The organism is Geminocystis sp. NIES-3708 (assembly GCF_001548095.1).
GTDB lineage: Bacteria > Cyanobacteriota > Cyanobacteriia > Cyanobacteriales > Cyanobacteriaceae > Geminocystis.
Genome location: NZ_AP014815.1, coordinates 1 through 19,975 on the forward strand (window position 1 = coordinate 1; position 19,975 = coordinate 19,975).

20 protein-coding genes and 1 tRNA gene are annotated in these 19,975 nt (G+C 32.2%); 8 read left to right on the plus strand and 13 right to left on the minus strand.

Annotated features, from left to right (window positions below; all coding sequences use genetic code 11):
• Nucleotides 1-182: 182 nt before the first annotated feature.
• From GM3708_RS00005 to GM3708_RS00015, 3 genes are all read right to left on the minus strand, one after another.
• A complete protein-coding gene (locus tag GM3708_RS00005) occupies nucleotides 183-1,073 on the minus strand; it encodes a carbohydrate ABC transporter permease (RefSeq protein ID WP_066342733.1) in 891 nt (296 codons plus the stop codon).
• A 76-nt stretch (nucleotides 1,074-1,149) separates the two neighbouring features.
• Nucleotides 1,150-2,619 (minus strand): TldD/PmbA family protein, encoded by a 1,470-nt coding sequence (locus tag GM3708_RS00010; protein ID WP_066342738.1) that lies wholly within the window; start codon nucleotides 2,617-2,619, stop codon nucleotides 1,150-1,152.
• 112 nt (nucleotides 2,620-2,731) lie between these two features.
• Nucleotides 2,732-3,802 (minus strand): RuBisCO accumulation factor 1, encoded by a 1,071-nt coding sequence (locus GM3708_RS00015; protein ID WP_066342741.1) that lies wholly within the window; start codon nucleotides 3,800-3,802, stop codon nucleotides 2,732-2,734.
• A 158-nt stretch (nucleotides 3,803-3,960) separates the two neighbouring features.
• On the opposite strand from GM3708_RS00015, the gene GM3708_RS00020 reads away from it, so the two are divergent.
• A complete protein-coding gene (locus GM3708_RS00020; RefSeq protein ID WP_066342743.1) occupies nucleotides 3,961-4,413 on the plus strand; it encodes a hypothetical protein in 453 nt (150 codons plus the stop codon).
• 37 nt (nucleotides 4,414-4,450) lie between these two features.
• On the opposite strand, the gene GM3708_RS00025 is transcribed toward GM3708_RS00020, so the two are convergent.
• Nucleotides 4,451-5,680 (minus strand): hypothetical protein, encoded by a 1,230-nt coding sequence (locus GM3708_RS00025; RefSeq protein ID WP_066342745.1) that lies wholly within the window; start codon nucleotides 5,678-5,680, stop codon nucleotides 4,451-4,453.
• Nucleotides 5,681-5,839: 159 nt separating this feature from the next.
• On the opposite strand from GM3708_RS00025, the gene proS reads away from it, so the two are divergent.
• The 3 genes from proS (at nucleotide 5,840) to GM3708_RS00040 (ending at nucleotide 9,102) form a co-directional block, all read left to right on the plus strand.
• On the plus strand, nucleotides 5,840-7,642 hold the full coding sequence (proS, locus tag GM3708_RS00030; RefSeq protein ID WP_066342746.1) for a proline--tRNA ligase: 1,803 nt from the start codon (nucleotides 5,840-5,842) through the stop codon (nucleotides 7,640-7,642).
• A gap of 141 nt (nucleotides 7,643-7,783) precedes the next feature.
• The gene (locus GM3708_RS00035; RefSeq protein WP_066342748.1) at nucleotides 7,784-8,320 is read left to right on the plus strand and encodes a late competence development ComFB family protein; all 537 of its coding nucleotides are present in this window, start codon (nucleotides 7,784-7,786) and stop codon (nucleotides 8,318-8,320) included.
• 140 nt (nucleotides 8,321-8,460) lie between these two features.
• Entirely contained in the window at nucleotides 8,461-9,102 is a 642-nt protein-coding gene (locus GM3708_RS00040; RefSeq protein ID WP_066342750.1) for a MotA/TolQ/ExbB proton channel family protein, read from the plus strand.
• A gap of 175 nt (nucleotides 9,103-9,277) precedes the next feature.
• Here GM3708_RS00040 and GM3708_RS00045 read toward each other — a convergent pair whose 3' ends face one another.
• From GM3708_RS00045 to GM3708_RS00055, 3 genes are all read right to left on the minus strand, one after another.
• Nucleotides 9,278-10,012 (minus strand): HAD family hydrolase, encoded by a 735-nt coding sequence (locus GM3708_RS00045; RefSeq protein ID WP_066342754.1) that lies wholly within the window; start codon nucleotides 10,010-10,012, stop codon nucleotides 9,278-9,280.
• Nucleotides 10,013-10,053: 41 nt separating this feature from the next.
• The gene (locus GM3708_RS00050; protein WP_066342759.1) at nucleotides 10,054-10,563 is read right to left on the minus strand and encodes a tetratricopeptide repeat protein; all 510 of its coding nucleotides are present in this window, start codon (nucleotides 10,561-10,563) and stop codon (nucleotides 10,054-10,056) included.
• An 83-nt stretch (nucleotides 10,564-10,646) separates the two neighbouring features.
• Nucleotides 10,647-11,114 (minus strand): YbjN domain-containing protein, encoded by a 468-nt coding sequence (locus GM3708_RS00055; RefSeq protein ID WP_066342761.1) that lies wholly within the window; start codon nucleotides 11,112-11,114, stop codon nucleotides 10,647-10,649.
• A gap of 140 nt (nucleotides 11,115-11,254) precedes the next feature.
• Between GM3708_RS00055 and GM3708_RS00060 the strand changes: the two genes are divergently transcribed.
• A complete protein-coding gene (locus tag GM3708_RS00060) occupies nucleotides 11,255-13,009 on the plus strand; it encodes a serine/threonine-protein kinase (RefSeq protein ID WP_066342763.1) in 1,755 nt (584 codons plus the stop codon).
• A gap of 113 nt (nucleotides 13,010-13,122) precedes the next feature.
• A tRNA-Thr gene (locus GM3708_RS00065) sits at nucleotides 13,123-13,195 on the plus strand.
• Here the strand turns inward: GM3708_RS00065 and dndC are convergent.
• Entirely contained in the window at nucleotides 13,169-14,746 is a 1,578-nt protein-coding gene (dndC, locus tag GM3708_RS00070; RefSeq protein ID WP_071827544.1) for a DNA phosphorothioation system sulfurtransferase DndC, read from the minus strand. The genes GM3708_RS00065 and dndC overlap by 27 nt on opposite strands.
• 131 nt (nucleotides 14,747-14,877) lie before the next feature.
• On the opposite strand from dndC, the gene GM3708_RS00075 reads away from it, so the two are divergent.
• The gene (locus GM3708_RS00075) at nucleotides 14,878-15,372 is read left to right on the plus strand and encodes a DUF2062 domain-containing protein (protein WP_066342765.1); all 495 of its coding nucleotides are present in this window, start codon (nucleotides 14,878-14,880) and stop codon (nucleotides 15,370-15,372) included.
• Nucleotides 15,373-15,551: 179 nt separating this feature from the next.
• Here GM3708_RS00075 and GM3708_RS00080 read toward each other — a convergent pair whose 3' ends face one another.
• The 5 genes from GM3708_RS00080 to GM3708_RS17670 form a co-directional block, all read right to left on the minus strand.
• On the minus strand, nucleotides 15,552-16,739 hold the full coding sequence (locus GM3708_RS00080; RefSeq protein ID WP_066342767.1) for a glycoside hydrolase family 10 protein: 1,188 nt from the start codon (nucleotides 16,737-16,739) through the stop codon (nucleotides 15,552-15,554).
• A 42-nt stretch (nucleotides 16,740-16,781) separates the two neighbouring features.
• Nucleotides 16,782-17,897 carry a 7,8-didemethyl-8-hydroxy-5-deazariboflavin synthase subunit CofH gene (cofH, locus tag GM3708_RS00085; RefSeq protein WP_066342769.1) on the minus strand — a complete coding sequence of 372 codons (1,116 nt, stop codon included), beginning with the start codon at nucleotides 17,895-17,897 and terminating at the stop codon, nucleotides 16,782-16,784.
• Between the two features lie 123 nt (nucleotides 17,898-18,020).
• Nucleotides 18,021-18,167 (minus strand): hypothetical protein, encoded by a 147-nt coding sequence (locus GM3708_RS18625; protein ID WP_158505840.1) that lies wholly within the window; start codon nucleotides 18,165-18,167, stop codon nucleotides 18,021-18,023.
• Between the two features lie 42 nt (nucleotides 18,168-18,209).
• A complete protein-coding gene (locus tag GM3708_RS00090; RefSeq protein WP_066342770.1) occupies nucleotides 18,210-18,419 on the minus strand; it encodes a hypothetical protein in 210 nt (69 codons plus the stop codon).
• A gap of 146 nt (nucleotides 18,420-18,565) precedes the next feature.
• Entirely contained in the window at nucleotides 18,566-18,685 is a 120-nt protein-coding gene (locus GM3708_RS17670) for a DUF4277 domain-containing protein (RefSeq protein WP_158505841.1), read from the minus strand.
• Between the two features lie 153 nt (nucleotides 18,686-18,838).
• Here GM3708_RS17670 and GM3708_RS00095 point away from each other — a divergent pair, with 153 nt between their 5' ends.
• Nucleotides 18,839-19,975: a DUF262 domain-containing protein gene (locus GM3708_RS00095; protein ID WP_066342772.1), complete on the plus strand. Its 1,137-nt coding sequence runs from the start codon at nucleotides 18,839-18,841 to the stop codon at nucleotides 19,973-19,975.

Genomic DNA, 19,975 nt, shown 5'->3' on the forward strand with positions numbered 1-19,975 from the left:
AGAATCTGCAACTCTTTTTTTAAATATTTTTTTCAAGGATGCTTTTAACGGGATAAATACTTTTGATACTAAGCTTTACAGATTTTAAAAAGGTAATTTACGTTTTGATAAGCAATCTCCACTCTACTTTTATCATTTTTGGCTCGTTTTTCGATTTTTCAACTTTGAGCTACCCCATACAGTTAATCTCGCCATATTGTTAGTTGAATTGTTACGAGAATAAGGGCGATGATTAATAAAATACTTGTACTGGCGGCTGCGTAGCCAAAGTTGAATTGGCGAAATGCTTGTTCATACATATAGTAAGAGAGTAAATTGGTGGAGTTTGATGGTCCACCGTTGGTGATGATATATACTTGTTCAAAAGAGCGAAATGTAAAAATAGCAGTAGTTATAGTAGCAAATATTAGAGTAGATTGTAATCCAGGCAGAGTAATATAGTAAAATTTTTGCCAAAAATCTGCTCCATCTAATTCGGCGGCTTCATAACGATTTTGGGGAATGGCTTGTAATCCAGCTAAAAAGACAACTAAGTTAAAGCCAATTTGTCTCCATGTACTGAAAATTATGAGTATTGGCATTGCCCAAGTGGTGCTATTTAACCAAGGAATAGGATTTATATGTAATTGTGATAATAAATCGTTAATTGGTCCATTATTTTGGAATAACCAGCGAAATCCTAATCCCATCGCCACTAATGAGGTAATACTAGGTATAAAATAAGCGGTGCGGAAAAATTCTCTGAGTATTATTTTTTGGTTGACTAAAATGCTTAAAAATAAAGGGATAATGATACTAGGAATGATAGTGGCGATGGCAAAATAAAGAGTATTGAAGATAATTTGTTTAAAGTCTGCATCGATAAGTAATCTCTTGTAATTTGCTAAACCAATCCATCTACTGCTGACTAAATTACCATTAGTGAAACTGATATAGAGAAGGGATAGAATTGGGGCAAATAAAAATATTGTCAGTAATATTAATGCTGGTGCTAAAAATAACCATGCCATTAAATTTGATTGTCTTAGTGTCTGTAAAAAATTTGTTTTTTTTGATGGTGGGTTTGGAAACATTCTTGATTAGAATTTCTTGACGGAAGCGAAAGAATAGGTAACGACAATCATTAATTGTTAATCGTTAATTGTTTACTTATCTTCCGCCAACGGTTATGGAATCAACTTTGATATGAGGTTGTCCAACAGTTACATAAACACTACCACTCACTGAACCACAAAAACCCGCGGCTAATCCTAAATCTTGGGATGACATAGAAATTTTTGTCATAATTTCTTTCGCAGTGCCAATAAGAGTAGCCCCTTTTAATGGTTTAGTGATTTTACCATTTTCAACGAGATAGGCTTCATCAACGCCGAAGTTAAACTCCCCTGTGGGGCCAACGCTTCCTCCCCCCATTTTTTTACAGTAGATGCCTTTATCGACAGAATTAAATACTTCATCGAGAGTGTATTGACCACAGTCAATGTAAGTATTGCGCATACGAGAAGCTGCGGCAAAACTGTAGCTCTGTCTTCTGCCACTACCTGTGCGAGGATGTCCTGTACGTATTGAACCAGCTCGATCTGCGATAAAGTTTTTGAGAATGCCATTCTCGATTAAAAGAGTGCGTTGTGGTGGCATTCCTTCATCATCCATATCTATACTTCCGAAAGCGTTTTCTGATAATCCTTCATCCCATGCCGTCAAATTTTCATGGGCAATTTTTTCGCCTTTCTTATCTATAAAGGGTGTACTTTTTCTTTCAATTTGAGTGGTTTCGAGTAAATGACCACAGGCTTCATGAAAGATTACACCGCCGAATTGATTTGCCATGATAACAGGATATTGTCCTGATTCTACATAGTCAGCGTATAACATTTTTCCTGCAGATTCGGCAACTTCTTCCGCTACAGTTTCATAATTCCATTTCCTTAAAAAGTCAGGGTTGCTAGTATCACCGTCTCTTTTACCAATAGATGATCTGTGTTCTCCATCTGCACATAAAAGATTATAGCCGACAGATTGGGTTAAACGTATATCACGAGCAAATATACCATCACTAGAAGCCACTAAAACTTCTTGCCAATCACGAAAATAAGTGGCTCGACGAGATTGGACATGATTGGCTTTTTGATTTAATTTATGGTTAGCAGATAGCAAAATTTCACCCATTTCTTGCATATTGCTACATTTACTTAACCATGTATCTTTATTTTTAGCGATGGCATAATCTCGAAACATTTCAAGGTTAATTTCTGGAATAAATGCACTCCCCTGAGGTAAATGTAAACCTAAAATAGATAATGCTTTTTCTAAGGCTTGTTTTAATCCCGAAAAAGTTAAATTGTTTGTACTAACATAACAGTCTTGTTTGCCACGAAAAACTCTAACACCTGCCCCCGTTGATAATCGAGGAGTTATGCTAGTGATAGTATCATCTTCTGCTAAACAACTAATATAATTAGCTTTTTCGAGGAAAAACTCGACAAAATCAGCACCGGCTGCCCTTCCCATACCCAATAATGTAGAGAGGGGTTTCTCCCAAGTTAAATCAAATTGATCAATAGTAGGATGATAGGATAGATTTGGTATTTCACGGGAAATTAATAAGGTTGGGGACATATTTTTATCTTATTTTGTTGTGCTATTTTACTCTCAATAAATTTCATTGTACATTTTATTCTCTATCCCTGTCTTGCCTTCATCAGTTTTCTTCTGTCAAAATCAGGTTGTTTTAATCGTCCATTTGCCAAGGTTGAGTTAAATTATCTTCATCAAGAATTTTTTTAGGTCGTAAAATCAATAGTAATTGTCCCAAAATTTGACAATCAGGATTAGATTGAAACCAGTTTAATTTTAGTTTTCCGTTTTCTTCTACTAAACAGTAATTACTAATATTCCATTCCTTAACATCTAAATCAATTACCACTAATAATTGTTCTGATTTTGTCGTAGTTTGTTTTGGTAAATCTTCACTTTGACAAAAAATAACTACAGGATGTTTTGCTTTTAGAATGACTTGCCAACTAGGAATAGAAACTATATCAATCTCTTTGTTAATTTTAAGTATTCCATAAGGTTCGATCTTTTCAAAAATAGGTATATTTTCTAAATCTGAAGATGTGAGAGGCAAAGTACCAGCCACAGGTAAAATGTAAGGTAATTGTTCGTCACTTTCAAAACGATAAATAGGTAATAAAGGAGCGTTTTGTGTAGAAGTAGAAGTAGCCGCTTCTGTTAATAAATGCTCAATTTGTTTTCTAGCCGTCTCAGAATGGGCAAATTTTAAACCTTCGGCAATTAATCGGGCTTTATCAGCTAAAGTTTTTTTCTGACGAGCATTTTTCCAATGTTGATAAGCTACGGCATCCCCAGGGTGAAGAGTAAAACCTGTTGGCGGTTGAGAAAGATGAGAAAAATGTTTAATGGCTTTGGCTATTTCTTTTGCACCATCTACGTCTAATTGTTTTTCTTTGGCTAGAATAGCGGCTGAAAGTCTTTCTTGGTGATTTAAAATTCTTAATTCGTATAATACATCACTGCGAGGTCCTTGATAATAACTTAATAAATCTTCTTGTGCTTCACCTTTAACTAAACTATCGTAAACTTGTGCCCCAACGATGACTAAATTTTGTTGACTGGTTTGTAATCCTGTGCCTTCAAAAATTTCCTGACTATTAATTCCTCCCTGTTGCAATCTTTGACAGGCTTTTCCCCAATCTACCCAACAACCTTCTTTATGTAACAAAGATGTCATGATGTTTTCTTTTTCTTCTACACTGAGGGGATTGTTATTTTCTGTCATAGAGTGATAATTATTGAGATAGACGTTAATAAATATAAGGCTATTATACTCTACCATCCGTGAACTATAAAATTATCGGTAAAAAGAGAACATAGGAAACAGGAGATAATAGGAAGAATTGTTAAAATATAATGGTCAAATTTAAAATATAATTCAATATGAATTCATCAAAATTTATTCAATCTTTATTTATTGGTATAGCAATAACTGTCTGTGGGTTAATCCCTTTACCCGCAAAAGCTGATATTAGCGAATCCAAAGTAAAAGCCTTTGTTGAAGCACTAAAATTAGCCGCCCCCCCCAATAAACCTAACGATGGAATGTATAGCCCCTGGCAAGTATTACCTAACATTATACCTAGTTGGACAAAAGAATGTTTAGGAAAGGAATTGACTCCTAATGGTTTTGATGCTGACAAAACTGCTGCCCAAAAAACCGTTACTTGTATCGCACAAAGGGAATTAAATCAACAATGGAAACAAACTAATCAAAATGAAACTCAAACTATTCGTAATACAGCTTGTTGGTGGATGACTGGTAATTATAATGGTTGCAAAAGTGGAACTACTGCTGAATATGTTAAAAAGGTAGAAAAGTTATACCATAAATAATTACGCTATTTTTTCTCTTACTCTGAAAGACAAATATTTAGGAAATATCTCTGTTTTGAACAGTACCGCAATGTGAGCAATAAGGCATCAATTTATAAGTTAAATTATGACAATTATGACATTCTAAATATTGACTATAGCCACAATGGGGACAATGTAAATGATCATGATGAATTTTTTTTCCGCAACTTAAACAACGAGATTTTTCGACTCTTTTACTAGCTTGACTTTTAGGATTAAAAACAATTTGTTGAAAAAATTTGATAATACCAAATCCAATGGCAGGAATTAAAAAGATATATAAATAATTGACTAAGAATAACAATCCACCAAAAATAACGCTAATAATATCAAAGAGAAATTCAAAAATAACTCCTATTTGTAAAAATTGAAATATTTTAATTAGTAAAGGAATAAAAAATATTACCAATAAATGCCAACTCATTAAACTAAGTAAACCGTATCCTTTTTCGATGGCTAATTTATGTACTAATAAACTAATAAATATTAAAGGTAATAAGAAAATTAGTTGAAATATTATTTGGATACTAGGATACCAAAATAAGGCTTTTTCATAACCTTGTTTAACTTCCTTAAATTTAGTCTCTGAATTTAATAAAGAAAGAAATTCTACGCTTTCACCCGTGGATAATAATTGTTGTTTTAATTCTTTAATTTCTGTTTTCAGATTACTGATGTTGAGATTATTTTTATCTAATTCTTGTTTTGCTTTTTGGGCTTCTATTTGATTAATCGATAAATTACTAGGTTGACCTGCTATTTTTTCTAGTAATGTAGAATCATATTGACTGCGAATAGTACTATTTTTCTCTTCTAAGGAAGTAACTTGTCTTTGTTTATCTTCTATAGATTTTAAAATTACTTTATTATTGGGTTGATTTATTTTTTTATTAATAGCCTGAAAATCGAGACAAATTGGGGATACTTTTCCTAAATGTCCTTCTGCAGATTGGTCATAACTTTGAGGTATATTAGGAATTGTATTTAAGGCTTCGCTGACTATTTGAAAATCTCGATCTTGATTTTTATTTTGTTGATAACTTTGCCATTGATCATAACAAGGATAGGCTTGAGAAGGACTTAAATACCATTGACTAATACTATCTAATCCTGAAAAAACATTAATCAGAATAAATAAATCGATGATAATAATAACGGTTAAACTAACTTTATTAACTGGTTCATTATTAATATTTCTTGATTTATTAAAAAATATATCGATAAAATTTCTTATTTTTCTTAACATATTTTTTATAATTTTAATAGTTTTTAAAGTCTAATTTTATACCAAATTTTATAACTATTATAGTAGAAGATTTCATAAAATCAAAAGTTTCATCTATGAAAATAGTCTCGCCTTTTATCGTTATAATGAAAGGTTGTCAGCTTATCTGAATTTTAGATTATGCGTTTATCTCAAATGTTATCAGTAACTTTGCGTGAAGATCCCGCAGAGGCAGAAATTAAAAGTCATAAATTATTATTACGAGCAGGTTACATTCGTCGTATCGGTAGCGGTGTTTATGCGTATCTTCCTTTGATGTGGCGTGTATTGCAAAAAGTATCTCAAATTGTTCGAGAAGAGATGAATATAACAGGGGCTCAAGAATGTTTATTACCCCAAATTCAACCAGCAGAATTATGGCAAGAATCAGGGCGATGGGAGACTTATACTAAAGCTGAAGGTATTATGTTTTCTTTGGTAGATAGGCAACAACGAGAATTAGGTTTAGGACCTACCCATGAAGAAGTTATCACAGCGATCGCCAAAGATATGATAAAATCTTATCGTCAGTTACCGACACATTTATATCAAATTCAAACTAAATTTAGAGATGAAATTCGTCCTCGTTTCGGTTTGATGCGTGGTAGAGAGTTTATTATGAAAGATGGCTATTCTTTTCATAGTAGCGTTGAAAGTTTAAAAAAAACTTATCAAGATATGGATAAAGCCTATCGCAATATTTTTAGCCGTTGTGGTTTGAGTTTTCGGGCTGTGGACGCAGATTCTGGAGCGATTGGTGGATCTGGATCTCAGGAGTTTATGGTGTTGGCAGAAGCAGGAGAAGATGATATTGTTTATACTGATGATGGCAAATATGCGGCAAACGTCGAAAAAGCAGTTTCTTTACCTGCTGATGGAATTTTATCTCCTTTTAACAGTTACCAAAAAAAAGCAACTCCTAATACTGAAACTATTGCTAAAGTAACAAAATTTTTAGGATGTTCAGCAACTAATATTGTTAAAAATATTTTATATCAAGCTGTCTATGATTCAGGAAAAACAGTTTTAATTTTAGTAAATATTAGAGGAGATCAAGATATTAATGAAGTTAAATTAAATAATGAATTGGTAAAATTAGCCCCTAATTATCAAGCTAAAACCATTCTTAGTTTAACAGTTCCTGATCAAAATGCACAACAAAAATGGGCAACGAATCCTTTACCTTTAGGTTATATTTCTCCTAATTTAAGTGATGATTATATTGCGAAATCTGACCAAGTAGAAGGCAATTTTTTAAGAATGGCGGATAAAACCGTTATCGATTTAGAAAATTTTGTCACAGGTGCTGATGAATCTGATTATCATGTTACTGGTGGAAATTGGGGTAAGGAGTTTACTTTGCCTAACCTAATTGTTGATATTCGCAAGGCTCAAGTTGGCGATCGTGCAATTCATAATCCCCATCAGACACTACAAACTGCCAGAGGCATTGAAGTAGGGCATATTTTCCAATTAGGCACAAAATACTCCGAAGCGATGAATGCTACTTATACTGCTGAAGACGGCACAGAAAAGCCTTTTGTAATGGGATGTTATGGTATTGGGGTATCTCGTTTAGCACAGTCAGCCGTAGAACAATGTCATGATAAAGATGGTATAATGTGGCCTATGGCGATCGCACCTTATCATGTTATCATAGTCGTGCCAAATATTACTGACCAAGAGCAAATGAAAATTGCTGAAAAACTATATCAAGAATTGAATCAAGCAGGAATTGAAGCCTTATTAGATGACAGAGACGAACGAGCAGGGGTAAAATTTAAAGACGCTGATTTAATTGGGATTCCTTACCGTATCGTTACAGGCAGATCATTAAAAGAGGGTAAAGTAGAATTAGTAACAAGGAAGACAAAAGAATCTCAAGAAATAATGATAGAAAAAGTGGTAGAAATTTTCTCAGACATCTTAAAAAATAATACATAATGAGAAACTAGAACAATTGATAATTGAGTCATAATCAATGTAGGGATCAATAATAGGATAATTTAATTCCCTACTTTCACTAAATTACACATTCATTCAGTCACAAGAATTTATATATTATTTATTGTCAAAAAAATTGCTATGTTACACGAAAAAAAACCTTATAAAAATGTAATGGAAATTCTGGTAGATGAAGAAATTCAATATCAATTAACTCATAATAAATCCTTGGCAAGTGTACGTAATTCCTTAAATTTAGTAGAAGTTGCTACATTTGCCCTGAATCGATTACCTAGTCTATATGCTTCCTCAAAAGAAGGTATTCATAAACAGACTGCAAGGGCAGTAGTGCAATTAAAATTACAAATCAGACAAGCTGTTACTCAAGGAATTGCGGCTGTAACGAGAGATCCCTTAAGAAAATCAACTCCTCTTCCAAAAGAAAAGAATGATACCATTATAGATGCAAAAAAGACTTTAAGCAAATTGAATGACTCTTTGCCAAAAGAAGAATTGTCTATTATCGTTGACTTTATGGAATCCTTTTTAGAAAAAGTAAAGAATCAAAAAATTACAGAACAAGAAGTTATTAAATTATACTACCTACTCGATTTTTATTGGGAAGAAGACGGACAAGGTTTACTCGCTCCTAATGCTAAGATTTCTTGGTATGATTAAATAAAGTTAGATTTAATTTGATTACTCCCATAAAGATCTAATCCGAAATTATAATATTTCGTGTCATGATTGATAATCGATCATTGATGAATGATAATTGGTTAATGAAAGTTAATATTTAGATAAAGGAGTGAAAATCAGTGACTTTAGCAGAATTAATTGAAAAAGGTGGCGTAACAATTTGGCCTCTGTTATTTTTATCAATCCTTGCCTTAGGTACAATCATAGAGCGTATATTCTTTTGGTCAAAGGTACTCATCAAAGAAGAGCAAATTTTAAACAATATTATGGATGCCGCTACCACTAATTGGGGTAAAGCAGGTGAAATAACTTCCAGATACCGTAATCATCCCCTCGGCAAATTTTTAAATTCCCCTTTACAATTAGATAACCCCGATCCTGAAGTATTTCATTTAGCCCTAGAAACTGGAGCTGATGATGAGTTAGCTTTAATGCGCAAAGGAGATAAAATTTTAGAGGGCGTTATCGCTTTATCCCCTTTATTGGGCTTATTAGGTACAGTATTAGGATTAATTACTTCTTTGGGTTCAATTTCTTTAAGTGATTTAGGTACAGGTGCTACTTCAGGAGTCACTCAAGGCATTGGAGAATCACTAATTTCTACTGCAGTAGGATTAATTGTAGCAATTATTTGTGTAGTATTTTATAGGTTGTTTCAAGCTTTTTGGTTTAATCAAGTACGAATTTTTAGGAAAGCGGGAAGTGATTTAGAAGTAATTTATCGTCAAAGATGGGGGCAACATCAACAGTTAACTATCTAGGAGTTGCTGAAATAGTTTATTAGTGAGAAATAAGCAATAAAAGAATAAACACTCTTGCAATAGGTAAGGGTTTTTTTATTTTTTAGTAATTTGAAAAAATACTAATTAAATGTCTTTTAGCTTATGCCTAAAAGCTGATAGCTATAACAATATCACAACTCTTATGGTAGGATTACTATAGTTTTATCTGTGCCAAATCAGAAATAACCACATCGGCAACTTCTAAATGAGGTGCAGAGGAATATTTCCAGCAAATACCGATTACGCCCCCTGCTTGAGCATTTTTTGCCATGGAAATATCTCCTTGAGAATCACCAATCATTAGACTATTTTCAGGTTTTACCCCTAGTTTCTCACAGGCTTGTAAATATAAACGAGGATCAGGTTTTGATAAGCCACTGTCAACCCCCATGATTAAGTCTATGTAAGGATTTAATTGATGATTGATCACAAATTCTTGCACCCCTGCTGTGGTATCGGCGGAAAGTATTGCTATTTTCAATCCTGCTTGTTTTAAAGTTTGTAACACTTCAAGACTTCCAGCAAATAAAGGTGATGTCTTACCCCGACTAGGAAAAGATTTTTCGGCGTTGATAAAACATTGTTCTGCGATCGCCAAAGATTCAAACCAACTTCTTCCTGTTTCAGCGATATAACCAGCCGAGACAATTTGATTTTCTCGATTACTACCCACTGCCATTAAACCAGTGGGATTTAGATAATCATTTTCTACACCAAAAGCCATTAATAAAGGTTCATAAATTCCGGGTATTTGAGCATCAATTAATCTTGCCCTTTTAAAAGCTAATTCTCGTAAAAAACTCTCAGAATCAGCTAATGTACCATCTTTATCAAAAATAATAGCTTCTACATTTTCAAAAGATTTTTTTTGACAAATAATAGTTCTCATAATTAGGTTATGTAACGAATTTTTTTGATCGTTTTTGATTATTAAATAATAAATAAACTGACAATCGTTAAACTAGCAATACCAAGACTTAACCAAATAAATTGATTATCTTGAGTATTGACTTTACTCAAATCTACTAACTCAATTTGTCGTTTTGGCTTTATTTTACGATTTGGAGTACTTGCTTTAGCGTATTGACTGGCACTGATAGATAAGTTAACCAAATCTGGTATTTCTGTCATCCATTCTTTAGGACGTTTTAGTTTAGGTGCTTTGATAATATAAAGTAACGCTTTAGCCTGTCGTTTTATTTCACCGTCACGATGAGTACATAATTCTTCACATAATGCGATCGCTTGTTGTGATTCTCCTGCGGCTTCATAAGCATTTACCAGCCAAAACTTGACTTCCCCTTCAAGACGAGAATTAGAGGAAACGAGTTGAGAAGCCTGTTCTAATTGTTCAATACTCAGACGATAACGCCCATTATTAAAAGCTAATTTTCCTGTTTGGTATCTTTGTTCAAATTCTGCTTGGGAGAATGAAGTCACAATCAAAAACGAGAATAATAAATTTTTTCTTTAATTTTACACTGAGGTATCACAGAATTTTTAAGAATTAATGAGAATTAATCTTATAAGTATTGTGCCTGTAAAACTTCATCATATTCATCAGCTATGGTGGCGACTAAAGTAATTAAACGAGAAATTTCTGCTGGAGAAAGATCATAAACAGTTCGTTGGGCAGAAATAACTACTTGATTATTAAAAACCGAGAAGCAAGTTTCAAAAGTACCGCTCCAATTCAATTCCATTAATGTACGAAACAATTCTAGCTCATTTTTGACAGGTAAAGGTAATACAGCCGACCACACTGTTAATAAATCTTCGTCACTTTCCCCCGTTAATTGTACAAAGACTTCGACTGTACCATATTGAAATTTCCAAATATAGCCTTCTTCTGTGGCTTGTACCATAGCACTGTCATTTTGCTCTAAGCTATAGATAACGGTCTCAATTTCATCTTTATGGCTATTTCTGGGTAAATCCAAATTATTAAAATCTGTTTGTAAATCTTCAGAGGTTAATTCAGGAGTTGTCATAATGGTTAAAAATTTTTGATGTTACCAGTATGATTTTATCCTAAATGTCACTGAAATAATTGACCAATTTTTATGAACAACCAATACCATTAAAAATGGTATGATTTAGCACATTATTTTTACTGATATAGATTAAAGTTGTGAAAGATTCTCACTATAGATCATTAAGCTTGGTGGGCGAAGGACAGTTTGGAAAAGTATATACTGCTATCCATCGTCAAACAGGGGAATTAGTGGCATTAAAAGAATTTAATCCCCAAAAATTCTCTACGAAAAAATTTTTAAGGGAAATGCGTATTCTTCTTAGTTTAGAACATCGTAATATTGTTCGTTGTCAAGGTATTGAGCATAATTCTCACGGACGACATTTAATCACAGAATATTGTGAAGGAGGTACTTTAAGAGACTTACTAGAATCAAAATTTAATCTAACCATTGAGCAAAAGTTAAAAATTAGCACGGATATTTTAGAAGGTTTGAATTGTGCTCATTTGGAGGGTATTATTCACCGAGATTTGAAGCCAGAAAATATCTTATTATGTGTAACTCCTCAAGGTTGGTGTGCAAAAATTTCTGATTTTGGTGTAGCTAAAATTGAACTAGAAGATAAAGATCTAAACATAAGTACAATTGGCGATACTGGCTCTCCAGCTTATATGGCACCTGAACAATTTTATGGTAAATATTCCTATAATTCCGATATTTATTCCATGGGTATTATTTTATATGAATTGTTAATGGGTCATCGTCCTTTTAATGGTAGCCCTAGTGAAATAATGAAAGGACACATTAATCAAGCACCGATATTTCCCAAAAATTTACCACCTTCTTTACGGTTAATTTTAAAAGAAGCATTGCAAAAACTACCTCAACACCGTTTTCGCACTGCTCAAGAAATGAAAACAGAAATTCTTAAAGCTACCCTAGAATTAACAGATAAAAATAAATCCTTGTATGATCAAATTCCAGAAAAAATAGTTAATATTTATTTAAACTATGAAAAAGAATTATTAGAAAATATCAATTTTTTAACTGTTAAAAATAACTTTATTTATGAATGTAGCTTAGAAACTTTATTTATTGAAAATTATGAAGAAGATATTAATAATCAAATAACAATAAAACCGATAAATAAACATAAATTAAATCGTCAAATTCTTGATTTACAAACTATCAATTCAGGATGTATAGTTTCTGCTCACAATTTGTCAAGTTATCACCAATATTCTTTATTTTATTGTGATGCTTTAAGTGGTGGTATTCAAACATTAATTAATATTGAAAGTGAATATTTAACTTATGGGGTAGCCAATAATTATAAATGGTTTGCTCTTAGTACCATCTTCAATGATGAACAAGGTTTTCAAGTTATTAAAACAAAAAATTTAACTCCTATTACTCCTTTAATTAAAGATTTTTTACCCAAGCAAATTATTCCTATTGATGATAATCATGGAGTGGTTATTTACACTCAATGGGAAATAGATAAAAATCAAACATTTTTTCGCTTTTTTCATCGTCGTGGTGGTTGGCAAGATATTTATACTGTTTCTTTGCCTCTACACAATCTTATTCATCATCAAGCAATTCCAAAAACTTTTTTAACTAGAGAAAAGCAGACCAATAATTTAGTTTTAATTAAATTTGAACCTTTCTCTGTTCGCCGTATTCCCCTGAATTTTAGAGCTGATTTTTGGTTATCTAGCTCATGGGGTTTTCTTTGTGCTAATCCTTCAGGAAATATTGCTTTTTTAGATTTAGAAGGACATTATTTAGGGGAAATAAATATAAAAAAAACAATTAAGGCGATCGCTCCTTTAGGTAAAGATAAAATTATTGTCATCATAGAAAAGAATGATCAACAAATAAAACAAATTTATACCATTCAGATCTAAATTTTGAAAAAGTGGTAAGAATAACCTTGACAAAATCCCAAGGTGATTAGTTATAATAGTCAAGGCAGTGAAATGCAAATTAAAAATAATTTAAAATTTTCGCTGGAATAATCGCCATCTTAGCTCAGTTGGTAGAGCAACTGATTTGTAATCAGTAGGTCATCGGTTCGAGTCCGATAGATGGCTTGAATCATTTGACGATTTTTGAGTAAATCTCAAGTTTCCCCATGTTAACTTTTGTTGTAAAGTTTTAACATCACCTTGTTTAGCGGCGTTTTTAACTTCTCGAATATAGTGGGCATTGGCGATAGCCTCTTCCTTAGAACGAGAACTGGTTTCAAAGCATTTTTCTAAGGCTTGATAGATACCGATACGACGAACTTTTGTAAAAAATTGACGCTCAATATCAAGTAATCGAGTCATTAATTCCAACTGCATTTCATCTTCACATAATTCTTGTAAAATTTCCCATTCTTCCCTACCTAATAGGTTGTTTCCAGCACCAATACGAGGATCGATAAATTGTTCTCCTTTAACTTCTTGATAAATTTGAGGAAGACTATCATCAAATTCGTGTTTTTCTTCTAACCAAATACGACGAATTTCGCTTAATTCTTCCGTAGTGATTAATTTGAGATCTTGAAATTCCGGAGGGGCAAATTTTTTAATACTAACTTCCGCTTCTAATACTTTTCTTAACCAATATTCTCGCCATTTTTTAATATAAGGACCTGGAATAGGCTCAATAGAAGTTTCTCCATCAATATTACGTTCAAATAATTCTACTTTTCCATAAATACGACGAAAATCTCGCTTATCTCGATCATCTCGAATATCCAATTCGTTACGAATATCTAATAAAGGTTGTAGCCACTCTTTTTCTTCGTCATTTTGAATCATCGCTTCCATTGATTTATCTTTACTTACCATGGTACATACCCAACAACCAAAACGAGAATCACCACAACTAGGGGTTGAAGTATCTACTACCAAAGGACATTCATTATCTGCCGTTGCACCTCTATACATATGAAATAAATCTTGATTATCGCCACCCCAAGGATTATTCCACTGTAATAAATACAGCCAAACTTCATCGGTTCGCCAATCTTCAATTGGAGTATAAATATAAGAGTTAGGCAAACGAGAATTAAGGTTTAAACGGTCACGAAATCGACCTTTGGCGTGTTTTTCCATATTTTTTGCCCTAGTAACACTCTCAGCTTTTCTAACCCCCAAGACAAGAATAATTTCTTCATGATTACGAACACTCTCCCTAATGTAATTATCCACAGGTTGAATTTTCATTCTGTCGGTGCACCATCTAAATCCGTGACGAGGAGCGGGATAGCCTTTACCCATTAAACACACCCAAAAAGTATCTTTGACAGCAGGAGTTAATAAATGAGTCTCAAAGGGCATTTGTTGTTCTTTAGCAGCTATTTCCATGCGTTTTAAACAACTTTTTACCCAATGGGCAACGATAGGATTTTCTACTTGAGTATCAGTGGTAATGACATAAATTTTTTTCTGGCGTTTTTCTACGGGTAAAGAGGCGATCGCATTCCAAATTAGCTGTACAATACAAGAACTATCTTTTCCGCCACTATAGCCAATAATCCAAGGGAGATGATCTTGACAGTATAATTCTTGAATTTCAGCGGTTAAAATTTCAATATCAGTAACTAATTCTTCTAAACTACGAGGAGGAAAAAGGGGAATTTGAGTAATATTCATACAGTATCGAATTTTGACAATGAACAATTAGCGATAAATAACATCTTAACGAAGGATTAACCATCTAACATTTACCAATTAAGGTAAGTAATCTTATTCCATCAATATCTTTTTATAAAACAATTCATCATATGATCAAAACTCGATGTAATTACCATAAAAAAAAGCAAAGGAAATCATCGTCCATTCAAAGATATTGGCACTACTATAAATTACGATTACTAAGATTAAAAGAACATCCTCAAAGAATAGCCAGAGGATTCGCTGTGGGAGTATTTGCAGGGTGTTTTCCCTTGATTGGCTTACAGTTTATCATGGCAATAATTTTTGCTTTTATAGTTAAAGGGAATAAATTTACAGCAGTAATTGGTACATGGGTTAGTAATCCTTTTACTTATGTTCCTTTATTTTTATTTAATTTTCAAGTAGGTAAATTAATCGTTAATATTTTTATTCCTAATAACCAAATGGAATTTAGTTGGGATTCTTTAAAACAAATTAGTGATTTAGGTGCTGAAATAACCGCTACTTTATTATTAGGTTCAGCTATAATAGGAGTATTTTTTAGTTTTGTTGCTTATTATTTAATTCTTAATCTCCTGAAAAAATGGAAAAATATTAAGTAATCGATATAAAAATCCCACTATGTAAGTAAAATTTTTAAAGTTAAGCTAAAACACATTTAAATGACATTTTTATGTTTATGTTATACTTAAATCATGATTCAAATGTGGCGAGTATTGAGCATAGTTTAAATATCGAATTATTAATTTTAACAAGGAGTTTAAACCCCTTGCCTTACAACCTAAATACGGCTTTGAGGATCGAAAAATAAAGCTCTTACAACTGCCTTACGTAAATCATTAGTTTCCGAAGATGTATTTTGCCAGAGAGTTTCATAATAAAAAAAAGCAACTCCCAAACGGTATCGTCTTGCCTGTCTTACTTTATCCTCAATCAGAGTAATTGGACTAGGTTTATTTCTTAATCCTGTTAAAATAGCCACACCAGTAGGAATTTTTTGTCTGGCAGATTGTATTTGAGGAGTATTTAATTCTTTGACAAATGCGTTCAAATCTGGGCGATAAACTTGTATAATCAACTCATCAACAATGCCGAGATTCACCCATCGATGCCAATCTTGTAAAAAAGAATTATAAGCTGTATGGTAAGGATTAGGTGCTACAGAAAAAATAGCTTTCGGTTTTCTTTCTTTAACAGATTTATTCAATCTAACCATAAAATCAGTAATTTTATCCGCACGCCATTTTACCCAATCTGCATCTTGAGGATTAGCAGGAGGATCTTTTTTAGTTTCTTGTTTATATAATGCTACGGTATAAGGATCATAACCAAAATCTCTTGGTAATACGGTATGATCATCAAATTGAATGCCATCCACAGGATATTTAGTAATGACTTCTAAGACTAAGTCAGTGATAAATTGTTGTACTTGAGGATGAAAAGGATTCAGCCATACTACCGAGCCACCCGCACTATCGCCTATTTTACTACCATCTCGACGATTTGTGATCCATCGAGGATTTTTGATGGCTAATTCTGAAGATGGTGGAGTCATAAAACCAAATTCAAACCAAGGAATCACTAATAATCCTTGCAAATGCCCTTCTCTAACAATATCAGCAATTACATTTTGATTATGATTATCAGAACGCACAAGAGGTGGAATACCAACACTTTCACCTACTTGACTAGGATAAGAAACATAACCAGAATTCCAAACCACAGGATAAATAGTATTGAAGTTTAAATCCGCTAATTCTTTGAGACTATTTTGTAGTTGAGTTCGATCAATTAATATATCAGTATCATTTTTTGTCAACCAAACTCCTCGAATTTCGGGAAAGACTGATTGACTAACTACTTGCTGAGGGTTAAGAAAAACCACTAAAAAAACCGAGACAATGAATAGAGTAATGGTTTTTTGTATTTTACTTATATTTATCTGTGGGATTGAAAAAAAATGATTCATTCTCAAGATGCCAAAAATTTTCTTAATCTATGTTAACAATAATTAGGTATTAGGAGTGAATACCAGTAAATCATATAAAGTGTTTCTTTGACGATAAGGACGATTTATAGATGTGATCGCATTTTTAATGGTTTCTTCCTCTAAACAAGTGCCTCCTTTTGCCCCCGCCATGGTGGTAATATGTTCTTCCATAAGAGTACCACCAATATCGTTACAACCCCATTGTAAAGCCTGTAATGCACCATCTAAACCTAATTTGACCCAACTTGGTTGATGATTAGAAATTATATCCCCTAAAAATAAACGGGCAACGGCAGTTAACTTTAAACTCGATTGTAAATCAGGTTGATCTCTTCCTACACGGTTTCTTAAAGGTTTTGGTGCTTGTTCTCCCACAAAAGGTAGTAAAATAAATTCACTGATTTTGGCAGGATAGTTTTTTTCGAGAGCCGTTTCCTGTAGTGTTCTCAATTTACTTAAGTGTGATACTTGCTGTTCAGGAGTTTCGATATGTCCACATAACATTGTACTGGTAGTTGGCATTCCTAAACGATGAGCAGTAGAGACAATCTCTAACCATGTTTCACTATTAAGCTTTTCAGGGCAGATAATTTTTCTTATCGTATCATCTAAGATTTCAGAAGCAGTACCCGGCATCGAGCCAACACCATTATCTTTTAAGGCAAGAATGACATCACTATAGGTTAAATCATCTTGACGGGCGATAAATTCTATTTCTTGAGGAGAAAAAGCGTGTAAATGTAATTGAGGGAAATTATCTTTTATCCCTTTGACTATTTGTAAATAATATTGAAGACTACTACCGTTTATTTTTGCTTGAGGATTTAAACCTCCTTGCATACAAATCTCTGTAGCTTTTTTTTCCACAGCTAAAACACATTTTGCTAAAATATCCTCTAAATTAAGCCAAAATGCCCCTTCTTGATTTGCGTCTCGTCTAAAGGCACAAAAGCTACAATGTTGCTCACAAATATTAGTAAAATTTATATTTCTATTGATAACATAAGTTATTATTTCTCCCACTTGTTCTTGGCGAAGGCGATCGGCTTCTTTTTTTAGGTAAGATATATCGCTGTTTGAAGTAGATTTGAGAAGGTTAACAGCATCGACAGAAGAGATAACAGTAGAATGTGACATATAAATTAGGCAGTTTTTATATAATTTTAATTAATCTTTTAACAAGAAATAATATGTACTAAATTATGTTTAAATTTAACTTGTTCATAAATCAGGATTGATTTGTCTATAGCTCTATGATTCTCAAACTCCGAAAAAACTTGCAATTCTCTTTTCACTTTCGGTGATTAACCATCTTTGTTCTATTCCATAATAATTCACTCTTTTTTCACTATATTTATATCCTGATTGTTCTGATTTTTGACCTAGTTTTTCTTCTATTTCTATCATCACTTCTTTTCCTTTTTTTATATTCAATAGTACTCTTGTTGATCATCTTACTTTTTCTCTTTCCATCACGGCTAAATCTGGAATGGTATATAATGCACTATCCTCTAAATATATAGTTTCTAAATCAAAGTGAAAGTTTTCTTGATATTTTTGTATCAATTCTACAAATATTTTTTTATCGGATTCATTACTATTTTCTATCCTCATTAATAATGCTATATCCCCATCATTATTTACCATTAAATCTATCATAATAAATCTGGTTATTTATCTTTTGAATATCTGTAGGTTATGTCCAGCAGATTTTCTTCATTTCCCTGTTGATGATATTCTCCACTCACAGAAATAAGAATAGAACTCGAATTATCTTAAAAAACTTTATAAATGTTATTCATAACTCATCTAATTTGATCATCATTTATTTCTTCAGCTTTTATTTTTTCTTCTAATAATTTTTCTACAGGTTTATCTCGAAAAAAATTGAAAAATAAATATAATTGTTGAAATATATATGCCAAAATATTAAGGATGTTTTCCTATAGGATATAAAATTTTAAGTTAAGTAATTCATCTCCACAGAACATCATACTATATATAATAGTGGGTAATTTTTTATTCTTTCAAAAAAAACTTTGCAATATATTAAAAATGAATCTTAAACAAGAAATTTTATGAATACAACTTTGAAAGATAAAAAGTCAAATTATGATAATGATGTAATAGAAACTGATGAAGATAACCCTGAAGAATACAACACAAATAATGGTGGTTTATATCCTTACGATCCTTTAAAGGCGGATATAGATATTAGAGAAAATCCTTATACTGTCTTTCAATTAAAGAGAAGATGTGATCAAGGGAAAATAATTCTTGATCCTGAATTTCAAAGAAATCCAAATATATGGAATCAAGAGCAAAAAAGTAAATTTATCGAGTCAATTATTCTCAATTTTCCTTTACCTTATTGGTATGTCAAGCAAACTAAACATGGAAAATATATTATTGTTGATGGATTACAAAGAACTTTAGCTCTTAGCGAATTTATAGATAATCAATTTAAACTGACTGGGTTAGAAGCATTACCAAGATTAAATGATCATAACTTTTCTGAGTTGAAAAAACTAGAGGGAGATTTTCAAACTAGAATAGAAGACAAAAAAATTTCTTTATATGTTATGCAACCTTCTGTACCTTCAAAAGTTGTTTATGACATTTTCAATAGAATTAATACTGGAGGTACTAAGCTAATTCGTCAAGAAATTAGAAATTGTATTTTTGTAGGTAAGTCAACTAAGCTATTAAAAGAATTATCAGAACAAGAATATTTTAAACAAGCAATTGATAATGGCTTCAGTCCAGAAAGAATGAAGGATAGAGAGTTAATTTTGCGTTATTTGGCTTTTAAAATATCTGATTATTATCAAGATTATCAAGGTGATATGAGTGATTTTATTGAGGAGGCGATGAAAAAAATCAACTTAATGTCAGATAATCAAATAAATGAATTAAGTAAAGATTTTGAACGAGTAATGAAATTAACTTATGAATTTTTTGGTCAAGAAAACTTCCGCTTACCAAATGATAAAAATAGAGGCAGAGTTAATATGATTATGTTTGAGTCTATTTCTTACTTTTTTTCAACTCATTGTGATGATTTTTTAAAACAGCATAAAGAAACAATAAAACGAAATTTTTTAAAGTTGCGAGAAAATAAAGAATATGTAGGTTTTATTAAACGAGTTAGAGATAATAAAAACATAGTTCTGAGAAGATTTGATTTAGCACAAAAAATTTTGGGAGATGTTTAG

Bases quoted from the DNA above. Each gene is read 5' to 3' on its own strand.
- GM3708_RS00005 (WP_066342733.1), bottom strand. From the start codon at position 1,073: ATGTTTCCAAACCCACCATCAAAAAAAACAAATTTTTTACAGACACTA.
- GM3708_RS00010 (WP_066342738.1), bottom strand. From the start codon at position 2,619: ATGTCCCCAACCTTATTAATTTCCCGTGAAATACCAAATCTATCCTAT.
- GM3708_RS00015 (WP_066342741.1), bottom strand. From the start codon at position 3,802: ATGACAGAAAATAACAATCCCCTCAGTGTAGAAGAAAAAGAAAACATC.
- GM3708_RS00020 (WP_066342743.1), top strand. From the start codon at position 3,961: ATGAATTCATCAAAATTTATTCAATCTTTATTTATTGGTATAGCAATA.
- GM3708_RS00025 (WP_066342745.1), bottom strand. From the start codon at position 5,680: ATGTTAAGAAAAATAAGAAATTTTATCGATATATTTTTTAATAAATCA.
- proS (WP_066342746.1), top strand. From the start codon at position 5,840: ATGCGTTTATCTCAAATGTTATCAGTAACTTTGCGTGAAGATCCCGCA.
- GM3708_RS00035 (WP_066342748.1), top strand. From the start codon at position 7,784: ATGTTACACGAAAAAAAACCTTATAAAAATGTAATGGAAATTCTGGTA.
- GM3708_RS00045 (WP_066342754.1), bottom strand. From the start codon at position 10,012: ATGAGAACTATTATTTGTCAAAAAAAATCTTTTGAAAATGTAGAAGCT.
- GM3708_RS00055 (WP_066342761.1), bottom strand. From the start codon at position 11,114: ATGACAACTCCTGAATTAACCTCTGAAGATTTACAAACAGATTTTAAT.
- dndC (WP_071827544.1), bottom strand. From the start codon at position 14,746: ATGAATATTACTCAAATTCCCCTTTTTCCTCCTCGTAGTTTAGAAGAA.
- GM3708_RS00075 (WP_066342765.1), top strand. From the start codon at position 14,878: ATGATCAAAACTCGATGTAATTACCATAAAAAAAAGCAAAGGAAATCA.
- GM3708_RS00080 (WP_066342767.1), bottom strand. From the start codon at position 16,739: ATGAATCATTTTTTTTCAATCCCACAGATAAATATAAGTAAAATACAA.
- cofH (WP_066342769.1), bottom strand. From the start codon at position 17,897: ATGTCACATTCTACTGTTATCTCTTCTGTCGATGCTGTTAACCTTCTC.
- GM3708_RS18625 (WP_158505840.1), bottom strand. From the start codon at position 18,167: ATGATAGAAATAGAAGAAAAACTAGGTCAAAAATCAGAACAATCAGGA.
- GM3708_RS00090 (WP_066342770.1), bottom strand. From the start codon at position 18,419: ATGATAGATTTAATGGTAAATAATGATGGGGATATAGCATTATTAATG.
- GM3708_RS00095 (WP_066342772.1), top strand. From the start codon at position 18,839: ATGAATACAACTTTGAAAGATAAAAAGTCAAATTATGATAATGATGTA.